This is a genomic window from Frankia sp. CcI49 (assembly GCF_001983215.1).
In the GTDB taxonomy this organism is placed as follows: domain Bacteria; phylum Actinomycetota; class Actinomycetes; order Frankiales; family Frankiaceae; genus Parafrankia; species Parafrankia irregularis.
This window is the reverse complement of record NZ_MOWP01000036.1, coordinates 51,879-74,756: the sequence shown is the minus strand read 5'-3', so window position 1 is coordinate 74,756 and position 22,878 is coordinate 51,879. Positions and strand designations below refer to the sequence as shown.

Annotated in this window: 18 protein-coding genes; 11 read left to right on the top strand and 7 right to left on the bottom strand. The window is 70.2% G+C overall.

Annotation, left to right across the window (positions count from 1 at the left end):
- Positions 1-65: 65 nt before the first annotated feature.
- Together CcI49_RS31640 and CcI49_RS31635 are read left to right on the top strand one after the other, a co-directional pair.
- On the top strand, positions 66-1,304 hold the full coding sequence (locus CcI49_RS31640; RefSeq protein WP_054571198.1) for a TetR/AcrR family transcriptional regulator: 1,239 nt from the start codon (positions 66-68) through the stop codon (positions 1,302-1,304).
- A gap of 448 nt (positions 1,305-1,752) precedes the next feature.
- On the top strand, positions 1,753-3,699 hold the full coding sequence (locus CcI49_RS31635; protein WP_116437555.1) for an AMP-dependent synthetase/ligase: 1,947 nt from the start codon (positions 1,753-1,755) through the stop codon (positions 3,697-3,699).
- Positions 3,700-3,794: 95 nt separating this feature from the next.
- Here the strand turns inward: CcI49_RS31635 and CcI49_RS31630 are convergent, their stop codons facing one another.
- From CcI49_RS31630 to CcI49_RS31620, 3 genes are all read right to left on the bottom strand, one after another.
- A complete protein-coding gene (locus tag CcI49_RS31630) occupies positions 3,795-4,430 on the bottom strand; it encodes a TetR/AcrR family transcriptional regulator (RefSeq protein WP_241840354.1) in 636 nt (211 codons plus the stop codon).
- 120 nt (positions 4,431-4,550) lie between these two features.
- Positions 4,551-5,384, bottom strand: coding sequence for an oxygenase MpaB family protein (locus tag CcI49_RS31625; protein ID WP_347280157.1), 834 nt, complete (start codon positions 5,382-5,384; stop codon positions 4,551-4,553).
- A 456-nt stretch (positions 5,385-5,840) separates the two neighbouring features.
- Entirely contained in the window at positions 5,841-6,746 is a 906-nt protein-coding gene (locus CcI49_RS31620; RefSeq protein WP_076832760.1) for an oxygenase MpaB family protein, read from the bottom strand.
- Positions 6,747-7,123: 377 nt separating this feature from the next.
- On the opposite strand from CcI49_RS31620, the gene CcI49_RS31615 reads away from it, so the two are divergent.
- The gene (locus CcI49_RS31615; protein WP_076832887.1) at positions 7,124-7,858 is read left to right on the top strand and encodes a GntR family transcriptional regulator; all 735 of its coding nucleotides are present in this window, start codon (positions 7,124-7,126) and stop codon (positions 7,856-7,858) included.
- A 686-nt stretch (positions 7,859-8,544) separates the two neighbouring features.
- On the opposite strand, the gene CcI49_RS31610 is transcribed toward CcI49_RS31615, so the two are convergent.
- Together CcI49_RS31610 and CcI49_RS41770 are read right to left on the bottom strand one after the other, a co-directional pair.
- On the bottom strand, positions 8,545-9,942 hold the full coding sequence (locus CcI49_RS31610; RefSeq protein WP_076832884.1) for a lysine 2,3-aminomutase: 1,398 nt from the start codon (positions 9,940-9,942) through the stop codon (positions 8,545-8,547).
- Positions 9,943-10,024: 82 nt separating this feature from the next.
- Positions 10,025-11,335: a peptide ligase PGM1-related protein gene (locus CcI49_RS41770; protein ID WP_131831259.1), complete on the bottom strand. Its 1,311-nt coding sequence runs from the start codon at positions 11,333-11,335 to the stop codon at positions 10,025-10,027.
- A gap of 684 nt (positions 11,336-12,019) precedes the next feature.
- On the opposite strand from CcI49_RS41770, the gene CcI49_RS31595 reads away from it, so the two are divergent.
- The 5 genes from CcI49_RS31595 to CcI49_RS31575 all read left to right on the top strand — a co-directional run bounded on the left by CcI49_RS31595 (position 12,020) and on the right by CcI49_RS31575 (position 18,147).
- Positions 12,020-13,186 (top strand): LLM class F420-dependent oxidoreductase, encoded by a 1,167-nt coding sequence (locus tag CcI49_RS31595; protein ID WP_076832750.1) that lies wholly within the window; start codon positions 12,020-12,022, stop codon positions 13,184-13,186.
- A 364-nt stretch (positions 13,187-13,550) separates the two neighbouring features.
- Entirely contained in the window at positions 13,551-14,222 is a 672-nt protein-coding gene (locus tag CcI49_RS31590) for an NAD(P)H-dependent oxidoreductase (RefSeq protein WP_063793351.1), read from the top strand.
- 144 nt (positions 14,223-14,366) lie between these two features.
- Positions 14,367-15,278, top strand: a complete 912-nt coding sequence (locus CcI49_RS31585; RefSeq protein ID WP_054571189.1) for a sulfurtransferase — start codon at positions 14,367-14,369, stop codon at positions 15,276-15,278.
- 104 nt (positions 15,279-15,382) lie between these two features.
- Positions 15,383-16,594, top strand: a complete 1,212-nt coding sequence (metK, locus tag CcI49_RS31580) for a methionine adenosyltransferase (RefSeq protein WP_006541346.1) — start codon at positions 15,383-15,385, stop codon at positions 16,592-16,594.
- A 101-nt stretch (positions 16,595-16,695) separates the two neighbouring features.
- Positions 16,696-18,147 (top strand): FAD-linked oxidase C-terminal domain-containing protein, encoded by a 1,452-nt coding sequence (locus tag CcI49_RS31575; RefSeq protein WP_076832747.1) that lies wholly within the window; start codon positions 16,696-16,698, stop codon positions 18,145-18,147.
- A gap of 300 nt (positions 18,148-18,447) precedes the next feature.
- Here the strand turns inward: CcI49_RS31575 and CcI49_RS31570 are convergent, their stop codons facing one another.
- Positions 18,448-19,383, bottom strand: coding sequence for a sulfotransferase (locus CcI49_RS31570; RefSeq protein ID WP_054571245.1), 936 nt, complete (start codon positions 19,381-19,383; stop codon positions 18,448-18,450).
- Between the two features lie 236 nt (positions 19,384-19,619).
- Between CcI49_RS31570 and CcI49_RS31565 the strand changes: the two genes are divergently transcribed.
- Complete coding sequence (locus tag CcI49_RS31565; protein ID WP_076832744.1) at positions 19,620-20,537, top strand: hypothetical protein; 918 nt, start codon at positions 19,620-19,622, stop codon at positions 20,535-20,537.
- A gap of 65 nt (positions 20,538-20,602) precedes the next feature.
- On the opposite strand, the gene CcI49_RS31560 is transcribed toward CcI49_RS31565, so the two are convergent.
- A complete protein-coding gene (locus CcI49_RS31560; protein ID WP_054571186.1) occupies positions 20,603-21,436 on the bottom strand; it encodes a helix-turn-helix domain-containing protein in 834 nt (277 codons plus the stop codon).
- Between the two features lie 94 nt (positions 21,437-21,530).
- On the opposite strand from CcI49_RS31560, the gene CcI49_RS40100 reads away from it, so the two are divergent.
- Together CcI49_RS40100 and CcI49_RS31545 are read left to right on the top strand one after the other, a co-directional pair.
- Complete coding sequence (locus CcI49_RS40100) at positions 21,531-21,992, top strand: nuclear transport factor 2 family protein (RefSeq protein WP_083749841.1); 462 nt, start codon at positions 21,531-21,533, stop codon at positions 21,990-21,992.
- 85 nt (positions 21,993-22,077) lie between these two features.
- Positions 22,078-22,830 carry an SDR family oxidoreductase gene (locus tag CcI49_RS31545; RefSeq protein WP_076832740.1) on the top strand — a complete coding sequence of 251 codons (753 nt, stop codon included), beginning with the start codon at positions 22,078-22,080 and terminating at the stop codon, positions 22,828-22,830.
- The last annotated feature ends 48 nt before the right edge of the window (positions 22,831-22,878 follow it).

The window sequence follows — 22,878 nt, the reverse complement described above, 5'->3', positions numbered from 1 at the left end:
GGGTTGGGCGAGCCGGCCAACCCGGTCGGCGACGAGCGGAGCCGTGCGGCGGCGAGGGGACATAGGTGCAGGCGACGTCGACAGCTCGGACCACGCCGCAGCGGCCGCGACCGAGAAACCGCAAGGCGCAGATCGCCCTCGCCGCGGCGGAGCTGTTCTGCGAGCGCGGCTACCACGGGGTCGGCATCGACGAGATCGCCGCCGCGGTCGGCATCAGCGGCCCGGCCGTCTACCGGCACTTTCCGAACAAGTACGCGATCCTCCTGCACGCTTCCCGGGAGCTGATCGACGCGCTGGTCACCGCGGCCGACGAGGCACTGGCCGAGCGGGACGAGCCCGCCGAACGCGCCGAAGCCGCCGAGCGGATGGCCCGCCTGCTCACGGCGACGGCGCGGGTGAGCGTCCAGCGTCGCCGGGTGGGTGCGCTCTACCAGTGGCAGGCCCGCTACCTGGAACCGGCGCACCAGGGCGAGGTCCGGGCCGCGCTGACAGCCCTGGTGCACCAGATCACCGACCTGCTCCTGGAGCTCCGCCCCGATCTGCCGCGGCCGTCCGCCGAGCTGCTCGGCCGAGCGGCGCTCAGCGCGATCGGCAGCATCTCGACGCACCGCGCCGCGATCGCCGACAGCCGTGCCGAGCAGATCCTGCGCACCGCCGCGTGGACTCTGCTGACGACGGACCTGCCCACGGCGGTGCGGCACGCGACGGCCGGTGGYAGCGAACCCGCCGGCGGTGGTTCCGCGTCGATGCGGCCTGGCTCCCGGCGGGAGGCGCTGCTGACCGAGGCCGTCCGGCTGTTCGACCGCCTCGGGTACCACGCTGTCAGCATCGACGACATCGGGCGGGCCGCGGGCATCAACGCCTCCGGGGTCTACCGGTACTTTCCCGGCAAGGCCGATCTGCTCGCGGCGGTGTACTACCGTGCCGCCGAGCGCCTGAGCGCGAGCACGACGAGTGCGCTGGCCACCGCGAGCAGCCCGGCGGACGCGCTGCGGCGGCTGATCGACGCCTATGTGGACCTGACGTTCGCACACAACGATCTGGTCTCGGTCTACCTGGCCGAGAACAACAACCTGCCGACCCCGGACCGGCACGAGCTGCGCCGCCTCCAGCGGGAGCATGTCGAGGAGTGGGTCCGGCTGCTGGTCACGATCCGGCCGGAGCTCGCCGCGAGCGAGGCCCGGCTGCTGGCACATGCCGCGTTGAACCTGGTCATGGATCTGGGGCGGACCACCAGCTTCGACCGGTCCGACGGGTCGGAACAGCTGGTGCGGTTCCTCGCCCTGCGCATGCTCGTGCCCTGACCCACCCCGGGGCCGGCATCACCTGCACACACGACCGGGCCGCACGACCGGGCCGGAGACTTCCCATGTGACCCCGGTCACGACACACTGAGGCCACCGGACGGAACATGCGGCCGAGACGCCCGCGGGCCCTCGGGTCGACCAGCCCGACGTCCCTGCCGGCCGCGCTCTCAAGTTAACGGACATTCACAGTTACCAGGGCCTGCCGCAAACGCATCGACTAACCCGATTTGAGTTGCAGGGAAGGCTATTCAAGCCAGGGGACCCTTGCACATAAGTTAACGATGGTTCTACAGTTCCGGCCATGAGCGAGGGACTGTTCGACGAGCCAGCCGTGATCCGTCGTGTGGGACGGGAGGCAGCCCTCTTAGCCGGCGACGGGTGTGCCAGCCAGCAGAAGGCCGGCTCCCGCGTCCCCGCAGCGGCCTGAGGGGAATCGGCGCGCATCATGACCGGCCCCGCCACCACAGTCATCTCCGGCGACAGCTCCGACGCCGTCGCGGCCGACCATCCGCTCACCGAGCTTGAGGCCGAGTGCGCTCGCCGCGCCGCCGACCTGACGGTGCCCGCGCTGCTGGAGCGCAACGCGCTCGAGTTCGGCGATCTTCCCGCCATCAGCGTGATCGGTTCCGAGGAAGCTCCACTGACCTGGGCATCGGTACGCACGCGCTCCCTCGCCCTCGCCCGGGGTCTGTACGAGCTGGGCCTGCGGCCAGGCGAACGGATGCTGATCGCGATGTCGAGCCGGCCTGAGCACTGGCTGGTCGACCTCGGCGCCGTGCACCTCGGCGCGATCCCCTCCACCGTCTACGCCACGCTCAGCACCCCACAGCTGCAGTACGCGGCCGAGCACAGCCAGGCACAGGTGCTGATCCTGGAGGGCGCCGAGCAACTGGAACGGTGGGCACCGGTCCTCGCCGGGCAGACGTCCATCCACTCGGTCGTCCTCGTGGACGCCGACGCGCTCCCAGCCGACGCGCTCCCAGCCGACCCGCTCTCCGCCGACGAGGCCCGCCTCCGCCCCCGCTTCCACACCCTCGCCGAGGTCGAGCGTGACGGCGCCGCCCGGCACATCGCGGACCCGGGCGTCGTCGACCGGCTGTGGCGCGCGGTGCATCCCCACCAGCCCGTCGCCCTCCTCTACACCTCCGGCACCACCGGCACCCCCAAGGGTGTGGTGCTCAGCCATCACAACGTCCTGTACCAGTCCGTCGCGCTGGAGGCGCAGGTCGACCTTCCCGCGCATCCGGTGACGGTCGCCTACCTTCCGCTCGCCCACATCGCCGAGCGGGTCCTGGGCATCTACGCGCCGATCTACCGCGCCGGCCATGTGCATATCTGCGCGGACACCGCCGCGGTCGTCAGCGCGCTCGCCGCGATCCACCCCCTGTCGTTCTTCGGCGTGCCGCGGGTGTGGGAGAAGCTCGCCGCCGGCCTGCAGACCATGATCGCCCTGGCGGACGACGAACGCCGCGGCGCCCTTGCCGCCGCGCAGGCCGTCGCGTTGGAGGTGCACAACCTGACGGAGGCCCGTGCCCCGGTTCCCGAGGACCTTGCCCGGCACTTCGACGACGCGCAGCTGTCGGTGCTGCGGCCGCTGCTCGGCACGCTCGGGCTGGACAGGATGATCTGGGCGTGCAGCGGCGCCGCCCCGATCCCGGTGGCGGTGCTGCGCACGCTGGCCGGTCTGGGCATCGAGGTTCGCGAGGTCTGGGGCCTGAGCGAGACCACCGGCACCGCGACGATCAACACCCTGGACGTCTTCCGCACCGGCACGGTGGGCCGACCGCACCTCGGCATGCGGCTGCGCCTGGCCGACGACGGGGAGATCCTCATCCGCGGGCCACTGGTGTGCCTGGGCTATCTGCGGGCCGACGGAACGATCGAGACGATCACCGATGCCGACGGCTGGCTCGCCACCGGCGACATCGGCACCCTGGACGACGCCGGGTACCTCACGATCACCGACCGCAAGAAGGAACTCATCATCACCTCGACCGGCAAGAACGTCGCGCCGGCACAGATCGAGAACCTGCTGCGGGCGCATCCACTGATCGGTCAGGCCGTCGCGATCGGCGACCGGCGCCCGTATGTGACGGCGTTGCTCGTGCTCGACGACGAGGTCGCACCGGCCTGGGCCAAGGCCGCCGGCCTCGACGCGGCCGGCCCGGACGCCTCGGCTCGGCTCGCCGCGCACCCCGCTGTCCTGGCGGAGCTGCAGAGCGCGGTCGACACGGCGAACAGCCAGCTCGCCCGGGCGGAGCAGGTGAAGAAGTTCCGGGTGCTACCCGTCGGCTGGACACCGGAGAGCGGCGAGCTCACCCCGACGCTCAAGCTGCGCCGCCGGATCATCAACGAGAAGTACGCCGCCGAGATCGACGACCTCTACTCCTGACATCTCCCGTCCGGAGGCGGAGGCTCACCGAGCCTTCTCCGTCGTCGGCTCCGGCCTGCGGTTACAGCGCTCGACGAACGCGAGACGGAAAATGCTCACCGGTCACCGGCGAGCCCCACGCCGGTGACCAGGGGTGCGAGAAAACAGCGCGCGAAGGTACGGACCTGCTCCGGGTCGTCGAGATCCAGCTGACTTTCGGGAGTCAGGCAGAAGGACAGCGTCATGCGGGCGAGCACCTCGGCGACGATGTTCATATCGACCTCCCCCGATATCTCCCCGGCCTCCTGCTCACGGCGAAGCTGCATCGCGATGAAGTCGGACACAGCCCGCAGGAAAGCACCCCCATCCGTCGTGAGGAAGGGCAGGATGACCTCGGGCTCGACCTCGATGAGGCCGCCGAAGAGCGGGTTCACGCGAGCGGTCCGCAGCGCCAGGCAGAATCCCTCGACCAGCCTTTCAGCGGCGGACTCGGCCCTGCCCACGACGGCCCGGAAGCTGACGAGGAAGGCGCGCAGGTCACGTAGCAGAACCTCCTCGACGAGCACGTTCTTCGTCGGGAACCGGCGATACACGGTGATGCGGGAGACGCCGGCACGGCGCGCCACGTCCTCAATGCTCGTGCGCCGGATTCCGGACCGCCCGAAAAGCTCGGCCGCGGCGTCGAGCACACGGTCACGTATCTCGTCACCGGAGCCGGCACCGGCGAGGGAGGCCCCGAGCGCGCGTTCCAACAATGGTTCCCCGCTGGACCGCGGGCCTTCGGCCGGCAGTGTTTCTCCGGGAGAGCGGCCCCCTGTCTGAGGGCGGGGATCTCCAGCAAAGATCATGAGGCCTCTACCGTACCGCAGCGTTCAACGGGCACCGTCTCGCCGGGCGGACGCCGGGCGGGCGGCCTCCAGCTGCCGCACGTTCCAGGTCGCGGCGACGATACCGCCGACGATCCGCAGCGGCGGGATCAGGAACATCATCAGCACGCGCACCAGCCGGGCGAACCGCCCCAGCCAGCGCTGCTGGCGTTTCGACCAGGTCAGGCCCAGCCGCTCACGCAGCACCGGGGGCAGTGTCCCCACGGTGACGAGGTAGAAGAGCCGGCCCAGGCCGGCTCCGGCGGGCCGCCACAGCCGGCCGGGGATGAGCCGAAACGGCTTCTTCGGCACCCGCATGCTCTCGAGGACATCCCAGACCGCCTGGTTGGCCTCGAGCCTGGCAGCGATCTTCTCCTCGTAGTAGGTCCGAAAGCTCGGATAGTCCACGGGCAGGTGCTGCTCGGGTATTCCGAGCATCCGGCCGACGTCACGCATCCCCTGGTAGTAGCCGTCCAGCTCGGCGGCCGGCAGGCCCGGGCCGAAGACACGATGGCCGTCGAGAGCGCCCTGGACGAGGGTGGCATGCACCCAGGCATATGCCTCGGGGTTCAGCGCGTGATAACGCCGCCCTTTTTCGTCGACCCCACCGATGGCCTTGTGAAGCTCGAACAGACGCTCGCCTTCCAGCGCGGCGCCGCGCTCGCCGCCGTAGATCACGGTGGACAACGAGAGCAGGGTACGCAACAGGCGGCCCCAGGGATCCTCCCGGAAGCTCGAATGCTCCAGAACACCCGCCCCGACAACCGGGTGCGCCACCTGGAGCACGAGCAGCTGCGGACCCATAAGCGAGTTTCTCGCATCGCCGAAGTAACGCCACACCGCGGAACCCCGCACCGGAGCCAACCGAATGCGCGGAGTGCCCGATGGGTCACGCAGGCCATCACCCACGCCCTCCGCGGGGCCCGGATGGACATTGAGAACCGATGACGAGCCCACGACCCACACCTCCCGCACACGCTGGGCGACACCAGGTTGCCGAGACACGACTATACGCCAGCCATTCCAATGCGCCAAAGCAGGTATTCGCATGCATTTTCCCGGCCGCACGCAAGGTCTTCCGAGGGGCTATTGATGTTCGTCGACGTGTCAGCGGGAGGAGCGAAAACCGATGTGGAGCAGGAACTCGGTGGCGGCGATTCACATTGATATTCGTGCTGCCGGCGGCCGGCCACCGGATCCCCCCGACCCGTCCGGCCCGTCCGGCCCGTCCGGCGTGTCCGAGCTGACCGGCCTGACCGGCCTGACCGGCCTGACCGGCCCGGAGGCTGTGGCGTGCTACGCGCGCGTGCCAGAGGGGTTCCGCCACCTCTCGTCGAGGTTCTCCGGCGGCGGCGGGGCGCCCAGGCCCCGCGGCTGGTAGCCCTCGGGATAGCCGGGATAGGTCCGGACCCTGGGATTCCAGGCGAACTTGACCTTCTTCCGCGGCGGCAGTTGACGCACCACAGCCGAGCGGGCACGCAGCAAGCCAGCCGCGGCCCGGCTCATCCACGCCGGTGCCGGATCGAAGCCGAAGGCCGTCAGCATCGTCTCGTCGAGCAGCGCACGCACCCCTAGCCGGACCGCCGGCCGCAGCGGCCCGGGGAACCAGTTGGCGAACATCTCCGTCGTGTACGTACCGATCTTGCGGTTGCTCTCGGCGAAGCGGAAGGTCTCGCGCTCGTAGGCCCGCTTGAAGCTCAGGAACTCGTCGAAGCCGGCAGGAATGTCGCGAATTCCCATCCGGATCCCGACCTCGCGGTAGAAGTGGAAAGCGGCGAGGGTCTCGTGCTCGGTCAGCCGGCGCCAGCCGTGCGCGTTGATCCAGTCGATCGGCTCGTAGATGAACGTGGTCAGCACGTAGCGCATGTCGTCGTTGTCGATCGCGTAACGACCGTGCATCCGGTTGATCACCCGCAGGGCCTCACGGCCTCGCGGCGAGTCGTAGCCGACGGCGGTGAGCTCCCCCATCAACACGGCGGTGTCGTCATAGCGCTTCTGCGGCCGGTCCCGGAACTCGCCCGTCGCCTCGAGCAGGGCCGAGATCGTGGGGACGCAGTAGGTCCGGAACAAAGCGAACTCGAGCGCCCGGCGATAGTCCCACGGAAACTCGTGGCCAGAGGAGATCACGTAGATCTCGTGATGGTCGGCCACCGGATCGAGCTCGAGAATCCGGCGCTTCCACCTGTCGCGGTCGGTAAACATTCAGCCCACCTCATGCCGTCCTTCGGATCGCCGTGGTCATCCGGCGACTTCCCTTCGACTGGTCCCGTCCCGGTTCACGCCACCCCCGAGAACCTGCGAACCTGCGGGCCCGCAGGCCCGGGTCAGCGCGTCCGTGCCGCCCGCCTCCCATCCGTCCCGTCACCTACGCCGCCCGGCTGGCCTCACTGCACGGGCTGCCGCGCCTGGGGCGCCGCCCGCCACCGCCGTGCGGGCCGGGCATCCGCGAGATCCCACGCCCACCGCCATCCATTTCATATATTTGATAGGCGACTTTGGCCATGACCACCCGCCAGAGCTACGGTCAGCCTGACCGGCCGCTTGGGCACCTCACGGCAGACACCCCGGAAAGGCGGCACATGACCAGGCCAGCCGGAACACGACGCGCCCGTGGTACCCCGCTGACCCGGGCGCCCCAGCTCGCCGACGAGGTCGCCGCGCACCTGCGCGACCTCATCATGTCCGGCGAGATCTGGCCCGGCCAGTACATCCGCCTCGACGACGTCGCCCGCGAGCTCGGCGTCAGCGTCACCCCCGTCCGCGAGGCCCTCGTCCGCCTGCGCAGCGAGGACATGGTCGAACTCGAACCCCGCCGCGGCTACGTCGTCAACGCCCTGTCCCAACAGGACGTCCGTGACCTGTTCGACCTCCAGGGCCACATCGCCGGCGAACTCGCCGCCCGCGCGGCCAGCACCATCGACCGCCCACACCTCACCCTGCTCCACGACATCCAACAAGCGCTCCGCAACGCCGTACACGCCGAGGACATCGACCAGGTGAAAAGGCTGGAGTTCGAGTTCCACCGGGTCATCAACCGGCTCGCCCACGCCCGTAAGCTCTCCTGGTTCCTCCACACCGCGAGCCGCTACACACCGGGCCGCTTCTACTCGACGGACGAAGCCTGGCGGGCGGACATGCTGCAACGCCACGACGCCCTGCTCACCGCACTCGAAAACAAGAACACCGAAGAAGCCCGCGCCATCACCGTCCGCCACTTCACCGACGGCGCCGACCGCCTCATCAACCACCTCGCCAAACTCGGCATGTGGCGACCACATCCGGTCACACCCCCACACCCACGCCCGCCGGTCTGAGCCGGAGAACCGGGCACCTGTAGCCACGGCCGTCATCACCAGCCCCTCGGAAGGCATCCAATATATTTGGTATCCGGTACGATACAGACTTCGCGGTGGACGTGGGAGCCTGTGTCGAGAGCGAGATCTGAACCCGCGTCGGATCCACGTGTTCGCCAGCGCTCTCGCCGTGCGTTTCGTACGAGGCGGACTCCGACCGCAGCCGCGGCGGTGGCAACTGGCCGCACGTGACCGGCCGGTCAGCGCGGACGTCGGCTCCGCGATGCCGCCGATCASACCGCGAGCTGTCGCGGCGCTACCGGGTTCGTGGTGGCAGATGCCGAGGTCGGCTCCGGATCGGCGGGAGGCCGGGTCTCCACGGGCGCCGGGGCGGGGCGAACAGCCCGGCCATCGCGGCCTACGTCACCTTGGCGCTGTACGGGCAACAGGGCCTGCGCTCCCATCCTGGGCTCGACCCACTCCGAGCGACGGCGCCGCTCCCAGGCTGAAGCCCGTTCGGCGGGACGGGGATCGCGTCGCGGATCTCCTTGGCCTCCGCCGGGGTCAGCGCGGCACCGTCGGTACGCTGCCGCTCCCAGCCCGATTCCCAGCCGGCACACTTCCCCATGCTTCACCTCCACGGCATCCCGCGACAACCTGCCATCCCAGCCCAGCAACCCGGGCCGACACCTTCGGACGAATACCGGTCACGCAGGAGACCTGCCCATTTCCCTCCACCACTGCCGACCGGCCTCCGGCAAGGTGTTTATCGGATCATAGTAACTATGCAGGTCTGTAAGGCTTTCCGAATCGTCGCGGTCGAGCGGAGTCCTATGGTTCTTACGCCATGAGGAGATTCCTTTTTCTCGGTCATATGCCACCGCCTGATGGACCCAGCGCTTTCCGACGAACGGGACGTCACATACGATCCGGGGTGTTGCAAATCCCGGCAGATATCCCATGATGGAATCCTGAAGAGTCTGGGCTCGCCCGAGCGGAATCCGCCAGTGCTCAACCCCCGGCACCATATCGCAGAGATAAAAATAATACGGCAGTATACTTGCCTCATCGCGCAGCGCAAAACAGAGATCGAGAATATCATTCACCGTCGCGTTCACCCCCTCCAGTAGCACACTCTGGTTGCGTATCTCGCCAACCCCGGCCTCCAACAGTCCCCGGGAGGCCTCGGCGACCAGCGGAGTCAGTTGTTGAACCGCGTTCACGTGCGTGTGCACCGAAAAGTTTACATTGCGCGCCGAGGCCATGTTCGCCAGTTCGGCCATTCCCTTACGGACCTCGTGCGCGAGCCAGTGTTGCGGCAGACCGATCAAACCCTTGGTGGCCAGCCGGACATCCCGAACGGAACCAATCTCCAGGAGTTGCTCAACAAACCTTCGGAGTCGCGACCACGGCACGTTCGCCACATCGCCGCCGGAAACCACCACGTCTCGGACCACGGGCCTACTCCTCAGGTATTCCACGATGGCGTCAGTCCGATCGGCGGTATGCATACTGAATCGATTCTTCGCGAACCCGGGAACCGAGGTACCGACTAGATCCATCCGCGTACAATGTCCGCAGTACTGGGGGCAGGTCGATGTTAATTCGGCCAGCACCTTCGTGGGGTAGCGGTGCACCAGCCCTTCGACCATCCACATCGCACGCTCGCCAAGCGAATCGCGGGTGGCGAGCGGGTGGCTCGGCCATTCCGACTGCCGGTCCGATGCCGCCGGAAGCATATAGCGTCGCACTGGATCCATGTACCAGCCGGCTGTGCTGGGCTCCGCCCGTGGACTGATAGTGTTCATCAGTTGAGGAGTCAACCGGAGCGGCATTGTGGCATACCGCTCCTGGTCCGCCGCCAGATCGGCGAAGAACTCCTCGCTGAGACCATCACCGCACACTTCTCGCAGTTGACGCAGATTCCTGACGCTGTGCGCGCGCTGCCACATCGRGTCACGCCATTCTGCTCTGGTGACGTTCCGCCAGCCGGGGAAGCGTCGCCAGTCCGGTTCGACCAATTCTCGCCGAGAATACTCGTAAGGCTGACAGATCGTCGTCTTCGCCCGCTCGGGGGCGTCGACTCCGAGGGCAGGTTCGTGCATTGTCTCCTCGAATTTCAGCTCGGCCACGCGGAGGGAGCCTCCATCGCAGGAATTTTTGCCGTCAGCTATTTCTCTGGAGCTTCTATTTTCGAGAAATCGCCGAGGTGAATTTGAGAGTGCGGGCGACCGCGGACTCGATTTCATCTGCACGATGGTCGGAGCGCGCGACCACGAGGTACCGCCAGGTCCGGTCGTACGCTAATGTGTCGTTGACCAGGATTACACCCTCTTCATCGCCTGGTCGCCAGGCGATGCCCGCGTCAACCAGCCGGTCCAGTCCGGCGGCAAAACCGACAGCGAGCCCCTTTTCCRCACCCAGGATCCACGACATACCCGAGGCCTCGGGGCCGAAGAAGTGGCGGATGATGAAATCGGCATACGTCGTACCGGTCTGCCTGATGTTGCACTCCGTCGTCAGAAGATGGCCGTCGGGCGAGATTCCTCCATCTATGTCGAACGGTCCCCGGTACCCGCTCTCAGCGAGATAGTCACCCAGCCTCAGAGCAATGGCTTCCAGCTGGGGCGCATGGGTGGAGCTACGCCTCATCGGAGTAACCTGGCCGCTGAAGATGCCTCCCGGAGTCCTCATCTCGCCAAGATGGGCAACCCGGGGACCATCCGCCTCGACCACCATCTCCGCTGTCACGACCTCGGTGAAGGCCACTTTCTCTTCGACAACCCAGCCGTCAGGATGATGCGACCCGTCTCGGTACTCGGCGAGGAGGTTCGGCCTGCTCCGCAGATCGCGGCGCGTGACGAAGGTGAGGCCATGGCCGAGACAGGAGCGCGTCGGCTTGACCACAGCACCACCGGTCCGTGCCACAACATCGACCACCGCTTCTTCAAGTTCTTCCCATGACTCACAGACGACGCCGTCTGCCATGGGAATACGCAGTCGATCCGCAACTTCGCGATAGCCGTTCTTCGCGTTCAACCCGCGCGCGACATCCAGAGCTCCAGGAGGCACTCGACCTTGATAGGGAGAGATCCCGGCACCGATCGTCGCAGAGAACTGCAAGGCGGACTCATCCAGCGCGTACGGCAGCAGTTTCACATCCGATGACCGCCGCAGAACCTGCCGTATCCTGCCCATGAGACGGTGGTCGTCCACCGCACGCGAAAGTTCCGTCAACCCGTCACTGGGTGCTTCGATTATCTCGACCGATTCCGGTCGGATTTCCATCAACGAAGAGACGTAACACCAGAACGCCTGAGGCATTTTCGTCGGCAGGATGATGGTGTCCCCCGGCCTGGCATACCATCCCATCCGCAGGGATGCGGCATTCAGGGAGTTACCAAGGCTCGCGATCGGACGCGACAAGATAATGCCGTTGACGAAGTTCGGAAAGATGACCTGAGTGATGTGGTCCGCCGGCAATCCGCCCCCGTTCACCGAATCCTGCCCAGAGGTTAACCGGTGTCCCGCGCTCCCACAACGGCTTTACTGCGGATTTTTTCGCACATCATGGGAGTCGATTGACGGGCGCCGCGCGACGGAAAAGTGGTATACCGGAGGCTCGCCTGTTCCCCCTCGGGCAGGTCTTGTGGCAACCGCAGCTGCGTGATCGATGTCACGATCCTCGGTCGCACGTGACGAAGAAGGATCTTCTGCTGCCCCAGCGGACCGTCCCGCGCATGCCAGCCGAGACGGGCTGCACCCACCGGTGCATCTGGGCCGCGGGTGTCGTTTCCCATGTCGATGACGCATCCGGCATCTCGACGGCCCGACGAGGCTGAGGAGAAATGGTGGTTGTCGCGATCGGACGGACGGCCTCCGAAACTTTACCCGTCGGGGTGACAGGAGTGCCACCATGGGTCTGTGTTCGCTGCAAGCCAGACCGGGGCGCCGCCCGCGCCGGCGCTGACGCGCCGTCGGTGGCTCGACTTCGTCCGGCTTCACCGCGGCTTCTGTGCTGTTTCGGCTGGTCGGGCGGCGCGTTGACACGTGCGGGCTCTGACTCGACGTCGGACCCGCACTCGTTTCAGCGCCTTCACGCGCCCACGCCTGGTCGATCAACGCGCCCCGTCCAGTTCAGGACGGCGCATTCCTTCGCCGGAGCCCACCGCGAGAGGAACCATGAGCCACGACACCTCGCATCCGCTTCCCGTTCCCGACCGTCACAGTTCCGGTGTCGGTGTCGGTGTCGGGCCGGCGGCTCCGTCCACACCGGCGGTGCCGGTGCGCTGGGGCATCACGCTGCCGTTGGCGGGGGTGCCGCTACGTGAGCACCAGCCGATCGTGACCGGACTGGCCGCAGCCGGCTACACCGACGTCTGGACCGCTGAGGGCGGTGGCCTCGATGCCTTCACCCCGCTGGCGGTCACCGCCGCGTGGGCCCCGCAGCTGCGGCTGGCCAGCGCAATCGTGCCGGTTCACACCCGCGGTCCGGCCGTCATCGCCCAGACCGCGGCGACGCTCGCCGACCTGACCTCCGGAGGGCTGGTGCTCGGCATCGGATCCTCGGTGGCCGCGCATGTCACCGACATCAACGGCATCGAGTTCACCGAGCCGTTCAAGCGGACCAGGGACGTCCTGCGTTTCCTGACCCGGGTGTTCGACGGCGGGGTCGTCAGCGGCACGTTCGACACGTTCGCCGTCCGGGGGTTCGCGCTTCGCGACGCGCCCAGGATCCGGCCTAAGGTCATCCTTGGCGCACTGCGCCCGCGGATGCTGCGCCTCGGCTTCGCCGAGGGGGATGGCGCGGTGACGAACATGCTGTTCGCCCGGGACGTCCCCACTGTGCTCGGGGCGGTGGGGCCCCAGCCAGCCGGCAAGGAGCTGGTGGTCAAGGTGTTCGTCTGCCCGGTCGAGGATCCGGTGCTGGCTCGGCGGCTGACCCGACCGTTCCTCGCCTGGATCCTCAACCAGGAGCCCTATCACGCGTTCCACGAATGGCTCGGCAACGGTGATCTTCTCGCCGCCAGCTACCAGCGCTACCTGGCCGGGGACGCGGCCGGCGCCGAGCGCGAGCTGCCCGACGAGGTCGTCGACGGCCTGTTCGTCCACGGCACGCCGGAGGAATGCCGCCGCCGGATCGCCGAGTACGTCCAGCCCGGGGTGACCGCCATCCAGCTGTATCTGCAGGCGCCGCGGCTCGGCACGTTCGGCGGGCCGCGCAGCCGGGCCCTCGCCGGCGCTCCCGGCGCCCTGGCGGGCGCTTCCGACGCCTTGGCCGCGCCGGGCGCGGCTGGCATCTCCGTCGCGGACGAGGCACTCGCACTGCTGCACACCCTGCGGTCCTGACGTGACGTGGGCCACTTGTTCATCACTTGACTGAACAATGTCGGTCAGCGAAGGTGGAGCCACCTGGTGATCGCGATGGACGACAGCATCGCGATGGACGACGGCCCCGTCTCGCCGGGCCGGCAGCGCGACCGTGGCCGTGCACGGCAGGCTACGCCGCGCCGTGTCGGCACCTGGTCACCGCGGTCGCCTGACGTCCGCGGGCAGGCGCGGACTGGCGCGCCCGGCGCGGCCACCCCACCGCAGGTCGGGCTTGTCACCCGCCTGACCGGCGGGGCGAGCCCGCGGCGGGTCCCGGCGGTCCGGTCCTGTGGCCGTGGCCATGGTCACCAGGCCGACCGCGACTCCAGAGAGCGAGCCAACGATGAGCGCCCCGCCCGGCCCCCGCGGCACTCTCGCGCCGCGACCCTCACTGGTCGTTCTGGACGGAAGCCCGCAACCGGCGTCCCGCACGCTGACGGTGGCGCGGTTCCTGGCGCACCGGCTGGCGACGTCGCTGCCCGCGCGCCCACCGGCCGCCTTGGGCCCGGAGGGCACCGCCGCGGCCGAAGGACTCGACCCGTCCGGCGCTTCCGGAACGACCGGTGCGGGCAGCGGCACGGTGGAGCTGGCCCGGCTCGCCGGCGACCTGTTCACCGACGCCCACGGCCTGGTCCGGGCCAGGCTGGCCGAGGTGCGTGACGCCGAGGTCCTCGTCGTGGCGACACCGGCCTACAAGGGCCAGTACACCGGTCTGCTCAAGGCGTTCCTGGATCTGCTCCCCCCGGGAGCGCTCGCCGGCACGCTGGTGGTGCCGGTGGTCGTGGCGAACGCACCCGAACACCGCGTCACGACCGACGTCGCGCTGCGCGCGGTCCTCGCCGAACTGGGCGCGACGCTGCCGGTTCGCTCGTTCACCCTGGTGGAGGCGGCCCTCGGCGAGGTCGAAGCACACGGCGAGCGCTGGCTCAGCGCTCATCTGCGGGTACTGCGCGCGGTCCTGACGGCACTGGCACCACCGACCGCCCCGCTCAACGGCAGCCGCCCGGCCGCCTGATCCCGCAATCCCCCGTTAGCCTGCGGGCTCGCGGACTTGCGGGCCCACGCACCGCCGCGCCCCGGCATCTGCGCACTTCACAGCTGTCCCGAGTATCCACCTGTCCCCGCGAATCCGCGTATTCATCCGACGGAAGGTCGCCCTGTGAGCGGCACCAAGACTCCCGGCCTCCCCGGCAGCGACCAGGCCCACCCGGCGGCGGTCGGCGTCGTCGACCCGACCGACCTCGCCAGCCGGCTGGACGCAGGCGAACGCATCGTCCTGCTCGACGTGCGCTGGGCCCTCGGCGACGACCACGGCCACGAGCACTACCTGGCCGGTCATCTCCCCGGCGCGGTGTTCGTCGATCTCGAGACCGAGCTTTCCGACAAGCCCGGCCCGGGCACCGGCCGCCATCCGCTGCCCGCGGCCGAACGCCTGCAGGCCGCAGCCCGGCGGTGGGGCCTGCGTGCCGGCGACGAGGTCGTCGTCTACGACAACAGTGGCGGTCTCGCCGCCGCCCGGGCCTGGTGGTTGCTGCGCTGGGCCGGCCACCGGCAGGTGCGGCTGCTCGACGGCGGCCTCCCGGCCTGGCTCGAGGCCGGTCTGCCGGTGCAGACCGGTGAGGTGACCGCCCCCGTGGGTGACGTGGTGCTCTCCCCGGGCCAGCTGCCGGCGCTCGATGCGGACGAAGCCGCCCGGCTCGCGCGCGACGGCGTGCTGCTCGACGCCCGGGCAGGCGAGCGTTACCGTGGCGAGACCGAACCGATTGACCCGCGCGCCGGCCACATCCCAGGTGCGCGCAGCCTGCCCGCGGCCTCGCTGCTCGGGGCCGCCGGTCGCGTCCTGCCGCCGGCGGAGCTGAACGCCGCGCTGGCGGCAGTAGGCGTCACGCAGCCCGGGCCGGGCGAGGACGCGCCCGCCGTCGGCGTGTACTGCGGCTCCGGTGTCACGGCGTCCTTCCTCGCCGCCGCCCTGGCCACGGTCGGCGTGGAGGCGGTGCTCTACCCGGGTTCCTGGTCCGAATGGTCCGCCGACCCCGCCCGGCCCGCCGCCACCGGGGCGCAGCCCGGCTGAGGGCCCACCTCCCTGCCCCGCACCGTTCCTCCCGGTTTCCTCCGTCTTCGCCGTATGCGCACCCGTCGCCGCGGGAGCGCCGTCACGACATCGAGGTCATGCCAATGCCGCGTCGCCTGTTCACCTCCGAATCAGTCACCGAAGGGCATCCCGACAAGCTCGCCGACCAGATCAGCGACGCGCTGCTCGACGCCTTCCTGGCCGGCGACCCACGCTCGCGGGTGGCCGTGGAGACCTTGCTGACCACCGGGCATGTGCACGTCGCCGGGGAGGTCACCACCGCGGCCCACGTCGACGTCACCAGCGTCGTCCGCCGCACCCTGACCGAGATCGGGTACGACGCCGCGACCGGCTTCGACGGCGCCACCGTAGGTGTGCTGGTCTCGATCGGGTCGCAGTCCCCCGACATCGCCCAGGGTGTCGACCGGGCCCACGAGGCCCGGGTCGAGGGTGCCGACGACGCGCTGGCCCAGCAGGGTGCCGGCGACCAGGGCATCATGTTCGGCTACGCCACCGACGAGACCCCGGCCCTGCTGCCGTTGCCGATCACCCTGGCGCACCGGCTGTCCGCCCGCCTCGCCCGGGTACGTCACGACGGCGTGCTGGACTACCTGCGCCCCGACGGAAAGACCCAGGTCACGATCGAGTACGACGAGCACGGTCCGGTCCGCCTCGACACCGTCGTGGTCTCCGCGCACCACGCGCCCGGGGTCGACCTCGACCTCACGCTCAGCGCCGACATCCGCGCCCAGGTCGTCGAGCCGGAGCTCAAGCGGCTCGCCGAGGAGAACCTCAACCTGGAGGTCGACGGCTACCGGCTGCTGGTCAACCCGACCGGCCGGTTCGAGGTCGGCGGGCCGCAGGGTGACGCCGGCCTGACCGGCCGCAAGATCATCATCGACACCTACGGCGGATCGGCACGCCACGGCGGTGGCGCGTTCTCGGGCAAGGACCCGTCCAAGGTCGACCGGTCCGCCGCGTACGCCCTGCGGTGGGCGGCCAAGAACGTGGTCGCGGCGGGGCTGGCGCACCGGGCGGAGCTGCAGGTCGCGTATGCGATCGGGAAGGCCGAGCCGGTCGGGCTGTTCGTGGAGACGTTCGGCACCGAGACGGTGCCGGTCACCCGGATCGAGCACGCCGTGACCGAGGTCTTCGACCTGCGGCCGGCCGCGATCATCCGCGATCTCGACCTGCTTCGGCCGATCTACCGCCCCACCGCCGCCTACGGCCACTTCGGCCGCGACGAGCCGAACTTCACCTGGGAGCGCACCAACCGCGTCGAGGAGCTGCGCGCCGCCGCGGGCAGGTCAGCCTGACGCCGTCGAGCGCCGCCACCGCTGCCGCCACCGGCGCCAGCGGTGGCGGCGGTGGCGGCAGCGGTGGCGGAGCCGGCCTGCCGGAAGGCTTTCTGCCCGCGTTGCGGGCCGCCACCAGCGCCGGCAGCGTCAGCCAGGACCCCGCAGACCTGACCGCGGCCCGGGCAGACCGGTCCGGATGGCCGTCACCGGCACCGCCGGCGGTCGTCGTCCGGGCCGCCGGCGTCGACGACGTGCGCGCGGTGCTGCGCCTGGCGCACGAGTACCGCGTCCCGGTCGTGCCACGCGGCGCCGGGACAGGGCTCGCCGGCGGCGCGGTCGCCGGCCCCGGCGAGCTGGTCCTGAGCCTGGAGCGGATGAACCGCATCCGCGAGCTCTCCCCCGCCGACATGATCGCCGTCGTCGAGCCGGGCGTCCGGGCCGCCGAGCTGGACCAGGCCGCGGCCGCGCACGGCCTGCGCTACGCACCCGACCCGGCCAGCCACGACATCTCCACCCTCGGCGGGAACATCGCGACCAACGCCGGTGGCCTGCGCTGTGCGAAGTACGGCGTCACCCGCGAGGCCGTGCTGGGGCTCGACGTGGTGCTGCCGGGCGGGGACCTGCTGCGCACCGGCCGGCGCACCGTCAAGGGCGTCACCGGCTACGACCTCACCGCGCTGCTCGTCGGCTCGGAGGGAACCCTCGGCGTGGTCGTCGCGGCGGCGCTGCGGCTGCAGCCGATTCCGCCCGGGCAGCCGGCCACCGTCGCGGCCTACTTCCGCGACGCGCACGCCGCCGCGGCCGCCGCCGGCGCCGTCCTCGCCGCCGGTGTGACCCCGGCGCTGCTGGAGCTGCTCGACGCCCGTTTCCTCGCCGCGCTCGACGCCTGGCGCGGGACGGACCTGCGGGCACGCGGGCAGGCCCTGCTGCTCGCGCAGACCGACGGCTCGGGCGCCGAGGCGGACGCCGACCGCCTCGCGGCCGCGATACGCGAACACGCCACCGTCGTGGAGATCAGCACCGATCCGGCGAGCGCCGACGAGCTGCTCGCCGCCCGCCGGCTGGCGCTGCCGGCGATCGAACGTCTCGGCCGGCCCCTGATCGAGGACGTCGCCGTGCCCCGCTCACGCCTCGCCGACATGGTCGAGGCGATCGCCCGCATCGGCGAGCGGCACGACGTGGTGGTGGCCACCCTCGCCCACGCCGCCGACGGCAACCTCCACCCGATCTTCGTCGTCGACCCGGCCGAGGCCGTGGCCGGCACTGGCACTGGCACTGGCACTGGCCAGGGTGGAGCGGAGCTGGGTGGCACCGTTCTGGACCCGGGCGCGCCGCAGGTGCCCGAGGCGGTGTGGCGCGCCGCCGACGAGGTGTTCACCACCGCGTTGGAGATGGGCGGCACGCTCACCGGCGAGCACGGCGTCGGCCTGCTCAAACGCCGCTGGGTGGCGGCCGAGCTCGGCGATGGCTCCGTCGACCTGCAGCGGCGCCTTCGCGCCGTGTTCGACCCGCGCGGAATCCTCAACCGGGGCAAGGTCCTGCCAGACCCGGTGAGCACGGCGGCCGTGTAGTCCCGCCCACCCGCAGTCCCGCCCACCACGGTCCCGCCCACCCACAGTGCGGCGCATCCACAGTGCGGCGCATCCACAGTGCGGCCCACCTGCCGGGATCCCACACCGCCGCGCAGCACCCGCAATTCATACCAATAGCGACAAAAAGAGCAGTGGCTCACTTGGCAATCCGCAAGAAGTGCGGATTGCGGTTGCCGCAGCAGCCAAGATCCGCAGTTCTTGCTCTGAAGCAGCGGCGGCAGTGGAATCCCGAGGCTCGTCGGGGGCCGCCACCGCGCTCAGGTCCTCAGCGGTCCAGCCCTAGTCGATGACGTCCGGTTCGAGGCCTACGGTAAGCCAGTCCGCGTACGAAAGGCCGGCCAGCTCCTCCAGACGGGCGATGTCGGAGGTGAAGTAGGGCAGCACCGCGGCCCGCTCGGCCGGAGTCAGCTTCGGTCGCCCGCCTCGCTCACGCTGCAGGAGCGTGAGCAGCGGGCCCCGCACCGCCCGGCGCACCGGCACCGGGAAGTGCTGGCCGAACCGGCCGCCCGTGCGCAGCACCGCCCGCAGCACCGCGTTCGGCCGGGTGTCCGCCACGAACGGGGTGACGTTCTGCGAGGGCACGACGTCCAGCAGCCCGGTCTCGACCTCGAGGAACTCGCAGACCCGGTCGAGGGTGGTCACCGGATCGTCGCGCAGGTCGCGGTAGCGCAGCAGGAGCACCTGCTCGCGCGGGAACAGCTCGAACAGGTGGGCGAGCTGCTCCCCGTAAAGCCCCTGCGAGACGTAGTGCCAGAAATGCGCCCACCCGGCGGCGCGGCGGCTCTCCTCCAGCGCGCAGGCGCGGACGAAGTCCCGCTCCGGCTCGAGCCCGGCGGCCCACAGATGCGTCCAGTTCGAATGGGCCCGGTCGACCGGGTTGCGCAGCAGCACCACCAGCCGCGCCTTCGGCAGCAGCCGGCGGATCCGGTTCTGCGCGTCGAGATCGTAGAGATAGAACGGGGTCGCCTCGCCGCGCAGTGCCCCGGGCGGCGCCTGGTCGAACAGCGCCTCGTAGTCCGCGGGCCGCCACACGTGTTCCTGGCTGGTCTGGACGTCGCCGGGCCCGCGCCAGGCGGGCGGCGGCCCGTCCGAGAGGAAGAACTTCGGCTCCTTGACCTCGGACAGGAACAGCTGCGGGTGCCGACTGAGCGCCGCGTGGATGGCGGTCGTACCGGCCTTGGGGACGCCGATGACGAGGAAGTCGGGCAGGGGCATCTCGACACGCTCCTGGTGGGGCGACACGACACAGATTCTGTGTAACGACAGGTGACGACCCGGCGTCGCGTCGTCGTCCGGAGCATAACCGGTAAGTCCGATAGAAATAGTGGAAAGGAACCGAGAGTGGGCCAGGCCGCACGGCGACTACCCGGCGACAGGCCGGCGACGCGGCACCGGTCGCCAGCGAGCCCCCGGATCCCCGACCATGTTTACCGGCTAAGTAGGATTGCCTCGTGACAATCGGACACGCCGAACGGGCCGAGCACCTTCCCCTCCCCCTGCCTGACGCGGGGGCGATCGTGGTGGGCCCGCCCGGCGACGGGCCGGGCTACTGGGCCGGCGCGCCCAGCGCGATCCTGGCGGACGGCGTCTACTACCTCACCTACCGGCTGCGCCGGCCGGTCGGGCGCGGGCGCGGCTACGCGGTGGTCATCGCGTCGTCCACCGACGGCGAGCGCTTCACCCAGCTGGCCACGATCACCCGCGGCCCGTTCGGCGCCGAGTCGCTCGAACGCGCCGCGCTGGCCGTCACCCCGCAGGGCACCTGGCGGCTCTACGTCAGCTGCGCCACTCCCGACAGCTACCACTGGTGGGTCGATGTCCTGGAGGCCGACTCCCCCGCCGGCTTCGACGCCACCCGCAGGCAGACCGTGCTGCCCGGAGACGCGCGCACCGCGGTGAAGGACCCGGTGATCAGGTACGACGGCGACCGCTGGCACCTGTGGGCGTCGTGCCATCCGCTGGAGGACGACACCGCCACCGACCGGATGGACAGCCGCTACGCCACCAGCCCCGACGGTCTGACCTGGACCTGGCACGGCATCGCCCTGGCACCGCGCCCGGGGCACTGGGACGCCCGCGGTGTCCGGATCAGCTCCGTTCTTCTCGACGGTGACCGGACGGTGGCGTTCTACGACGGCCGGGCCAGCGCCGCCGAGAACTGGGCCGAGCGCACCGGTGTCGCGTTCGGTACGGGCCCCGGCCACTTCGAGGCGGTCGGGGTGGAGCCGGCCGCGCAGTCACTCGACGCCGACCACGCGCTGCGTTACCTCTCCGTGGTCGAGCTGCCCGGCGGCGGCTACCGGACGTACTACGAGATCGCCCGCCCCGACGGCGCGCACGAGCTGCGCTCACAGCTCCACCCCGCGTAGCGCTGCCCCGCGGGCGGTGCCGTCCGCAACAACGATGATCGCGTTACTGTTCAGCTGGCCTCTGGTCAGCTGGCCTCCGGCGGAGCTCCGCCGATGATCGCGATGACCTGTGCCGCGACCTCGACGACGCGGGCAGCGAGCCGCTGCAGCTCGCCTCCGGTGACGTCGCCGGGCAGGCTGGTCAGCGCGAGGGAGCAGGCCAACGTCCCGTCCGGTGTCCAGACGGGTGCGCTCAGCCCGATCACGTGTAGCCGGGTGGCCGCCAGGTCCGCGTCCGTGGCCTCGTGGACAGCGGGCTCGCCAGGGGCCGCGACCTGCTCGCCGTGGGGGCGGACCGTCGCGCTCCATCCCCGCGTCCGCACCGCCGCCAGTGCCGCGCGGTGGGTGTCGCGCTGCGCGGGGGAAAGCGGCGGCTGGGCGCGGGCGAACCAGCGGGCCTCGGCGTCGTCGCCGGCCCACGCGACGTAGATCGGGCCGATCGGCGCGCGCAGCGGCAGCGGCGAGCCGCTCCTGACCGTGAGCCCGTACGGATGCGGCACCGGGTACGCAGCGGTGACGACCACGCTGTCACCCTGGATGGTCCCGGCCATCGCGGTCGCCCCGAACTCGTCCCGCAGCCGCGGCAGCACGTCCGCCAGCACATCGGAGAGCACCGCGGCCTGGCTCGCGGCCCGGCCGAGCCCGAGCAGCTCGGGCCCGAGCCGATAGTGCGGCCCGGGTTCCCGGCGCAACGCCAGCCCCTCGCCACACAGCGCGAGCAGCACGGACTGGCAGGACGAACGCGGCATGCCCACGGCGCGCGCGATGTCCGACAGCGAACGGTCGGTCTCCGGGGTGGCGGCGAGCACCTTCAGGACCTGTGCTGCCCGCTGGACGGAACGGGCCGGCTGGGTGGGCATACGTTGACCCCTCCTCGCGACACGTCCTATCGTGTCTCGTGAACGGAATAGTGTCTCACTATATAGACAAGCGATTCGTGACGGGGCGCCACTCGTGACGGAGACCCGTCCACGGCTCGCTCTCGGGCTGCCCGTCGGCACCGCCGTCAACGGCGCGGGCGAGCAGCACCGGATCGTCGAGCTCGCCCGGGCGGCCGACGACGCCGGCGTCGACACGCTGGTGCACAGCGATCATGTGGTGATGGGCGAGCGCACCGACCGCTACCCGTTTGGCACCTTCGGTTTCCCGCACCACCGCGCCCAGGTCGAGGCGGCAGGCGAGGTCGCGGTCGCGCAGACCTACTGCGTGGCGCACCACCGGTACCGGGAGTCCGACGGGACGCCGACGGACCCGCGGATGCTCGTCCGCTACGCCGACCGCTGCGTGCGAGGCAGCGACGGCGGGTGGCGGTTCGCCCGCCGCGTCGCCACCGCCCGCTGGCAGCCGATGCACCCCGTCACCGGCAGCGTCCTCGACGACACCGCGGCTGCCGGCGAGCCTGCCACCTCGGGCTGAGATCCGGCCTGTCCCGCCGCACCCGCGAGGCACCTGCGCACCGACGCCTGCACCGACACCCGACGATCCGACAGAGGGAGCACTGATGGGAACACTCGACGGCCGGACGGCCATCGTGACCGGGGCCGGCCAGGGAATCGGGCGCGGCATCGCGCTCGCGCTGGCATCGGAGGGAGCTTCGGTCACCGTCGCCGAGCTCAACGCGGACAACGCTGCCGCGGTCGCCGCCGAGATCGAAGGACGCGGTGCGAAGGCGCTTGCCTTCCCCTGCGACATCCGCGACTGCGCCCAGGTCGAGGCGTGCGTCGCCGCAACCGTCGAGCGTTTCGGCGACCTGCGGATCCTGGTGAACAACGCGATGGCGGCCCGGGTCGGCGTGCCGCTGGAGGAGACCACCGATGACGACCTGGCGCTCGCGCTGGCCGTCGGCCCGGCCGCCACGCTTGCCTTCATGCGGGCAGCGTTCCCGCATCTGAAGGGCGACGGAAGGATCGTCAACCTGCGGTCGGGCTCGGAGCTGATCGGCCTGGCCGGCTTCTCGGCGTACGTCGCGGCGAAGGCCGCGGTAGGCGGCCTGACGAAGGTCGCGGCACGCGAATGGGGCGTGCACGGCATCACCGTGAACGCGGTCGCGCCGTTCGCCGCCGGCCCGTCCATGAGAGCGCACTTCGACTCGACACCCGGCTTCATGGACGAGGTGCTGCGCGGGCTGTCCATCAAGCGGGTCGGCGACCCGGAACAGGACATCGGCCGGACAGTGGCGTTCCTGGTCGGTCCCGACGCCGGCTACATCACCGGCTGCACGGTGACGGCCGACGGCGGTGGCAGCTTCCTGTAACGCCCTGTCGCAGGCCGGCTGCTGCGACAGCACCTCAGACAACCACCA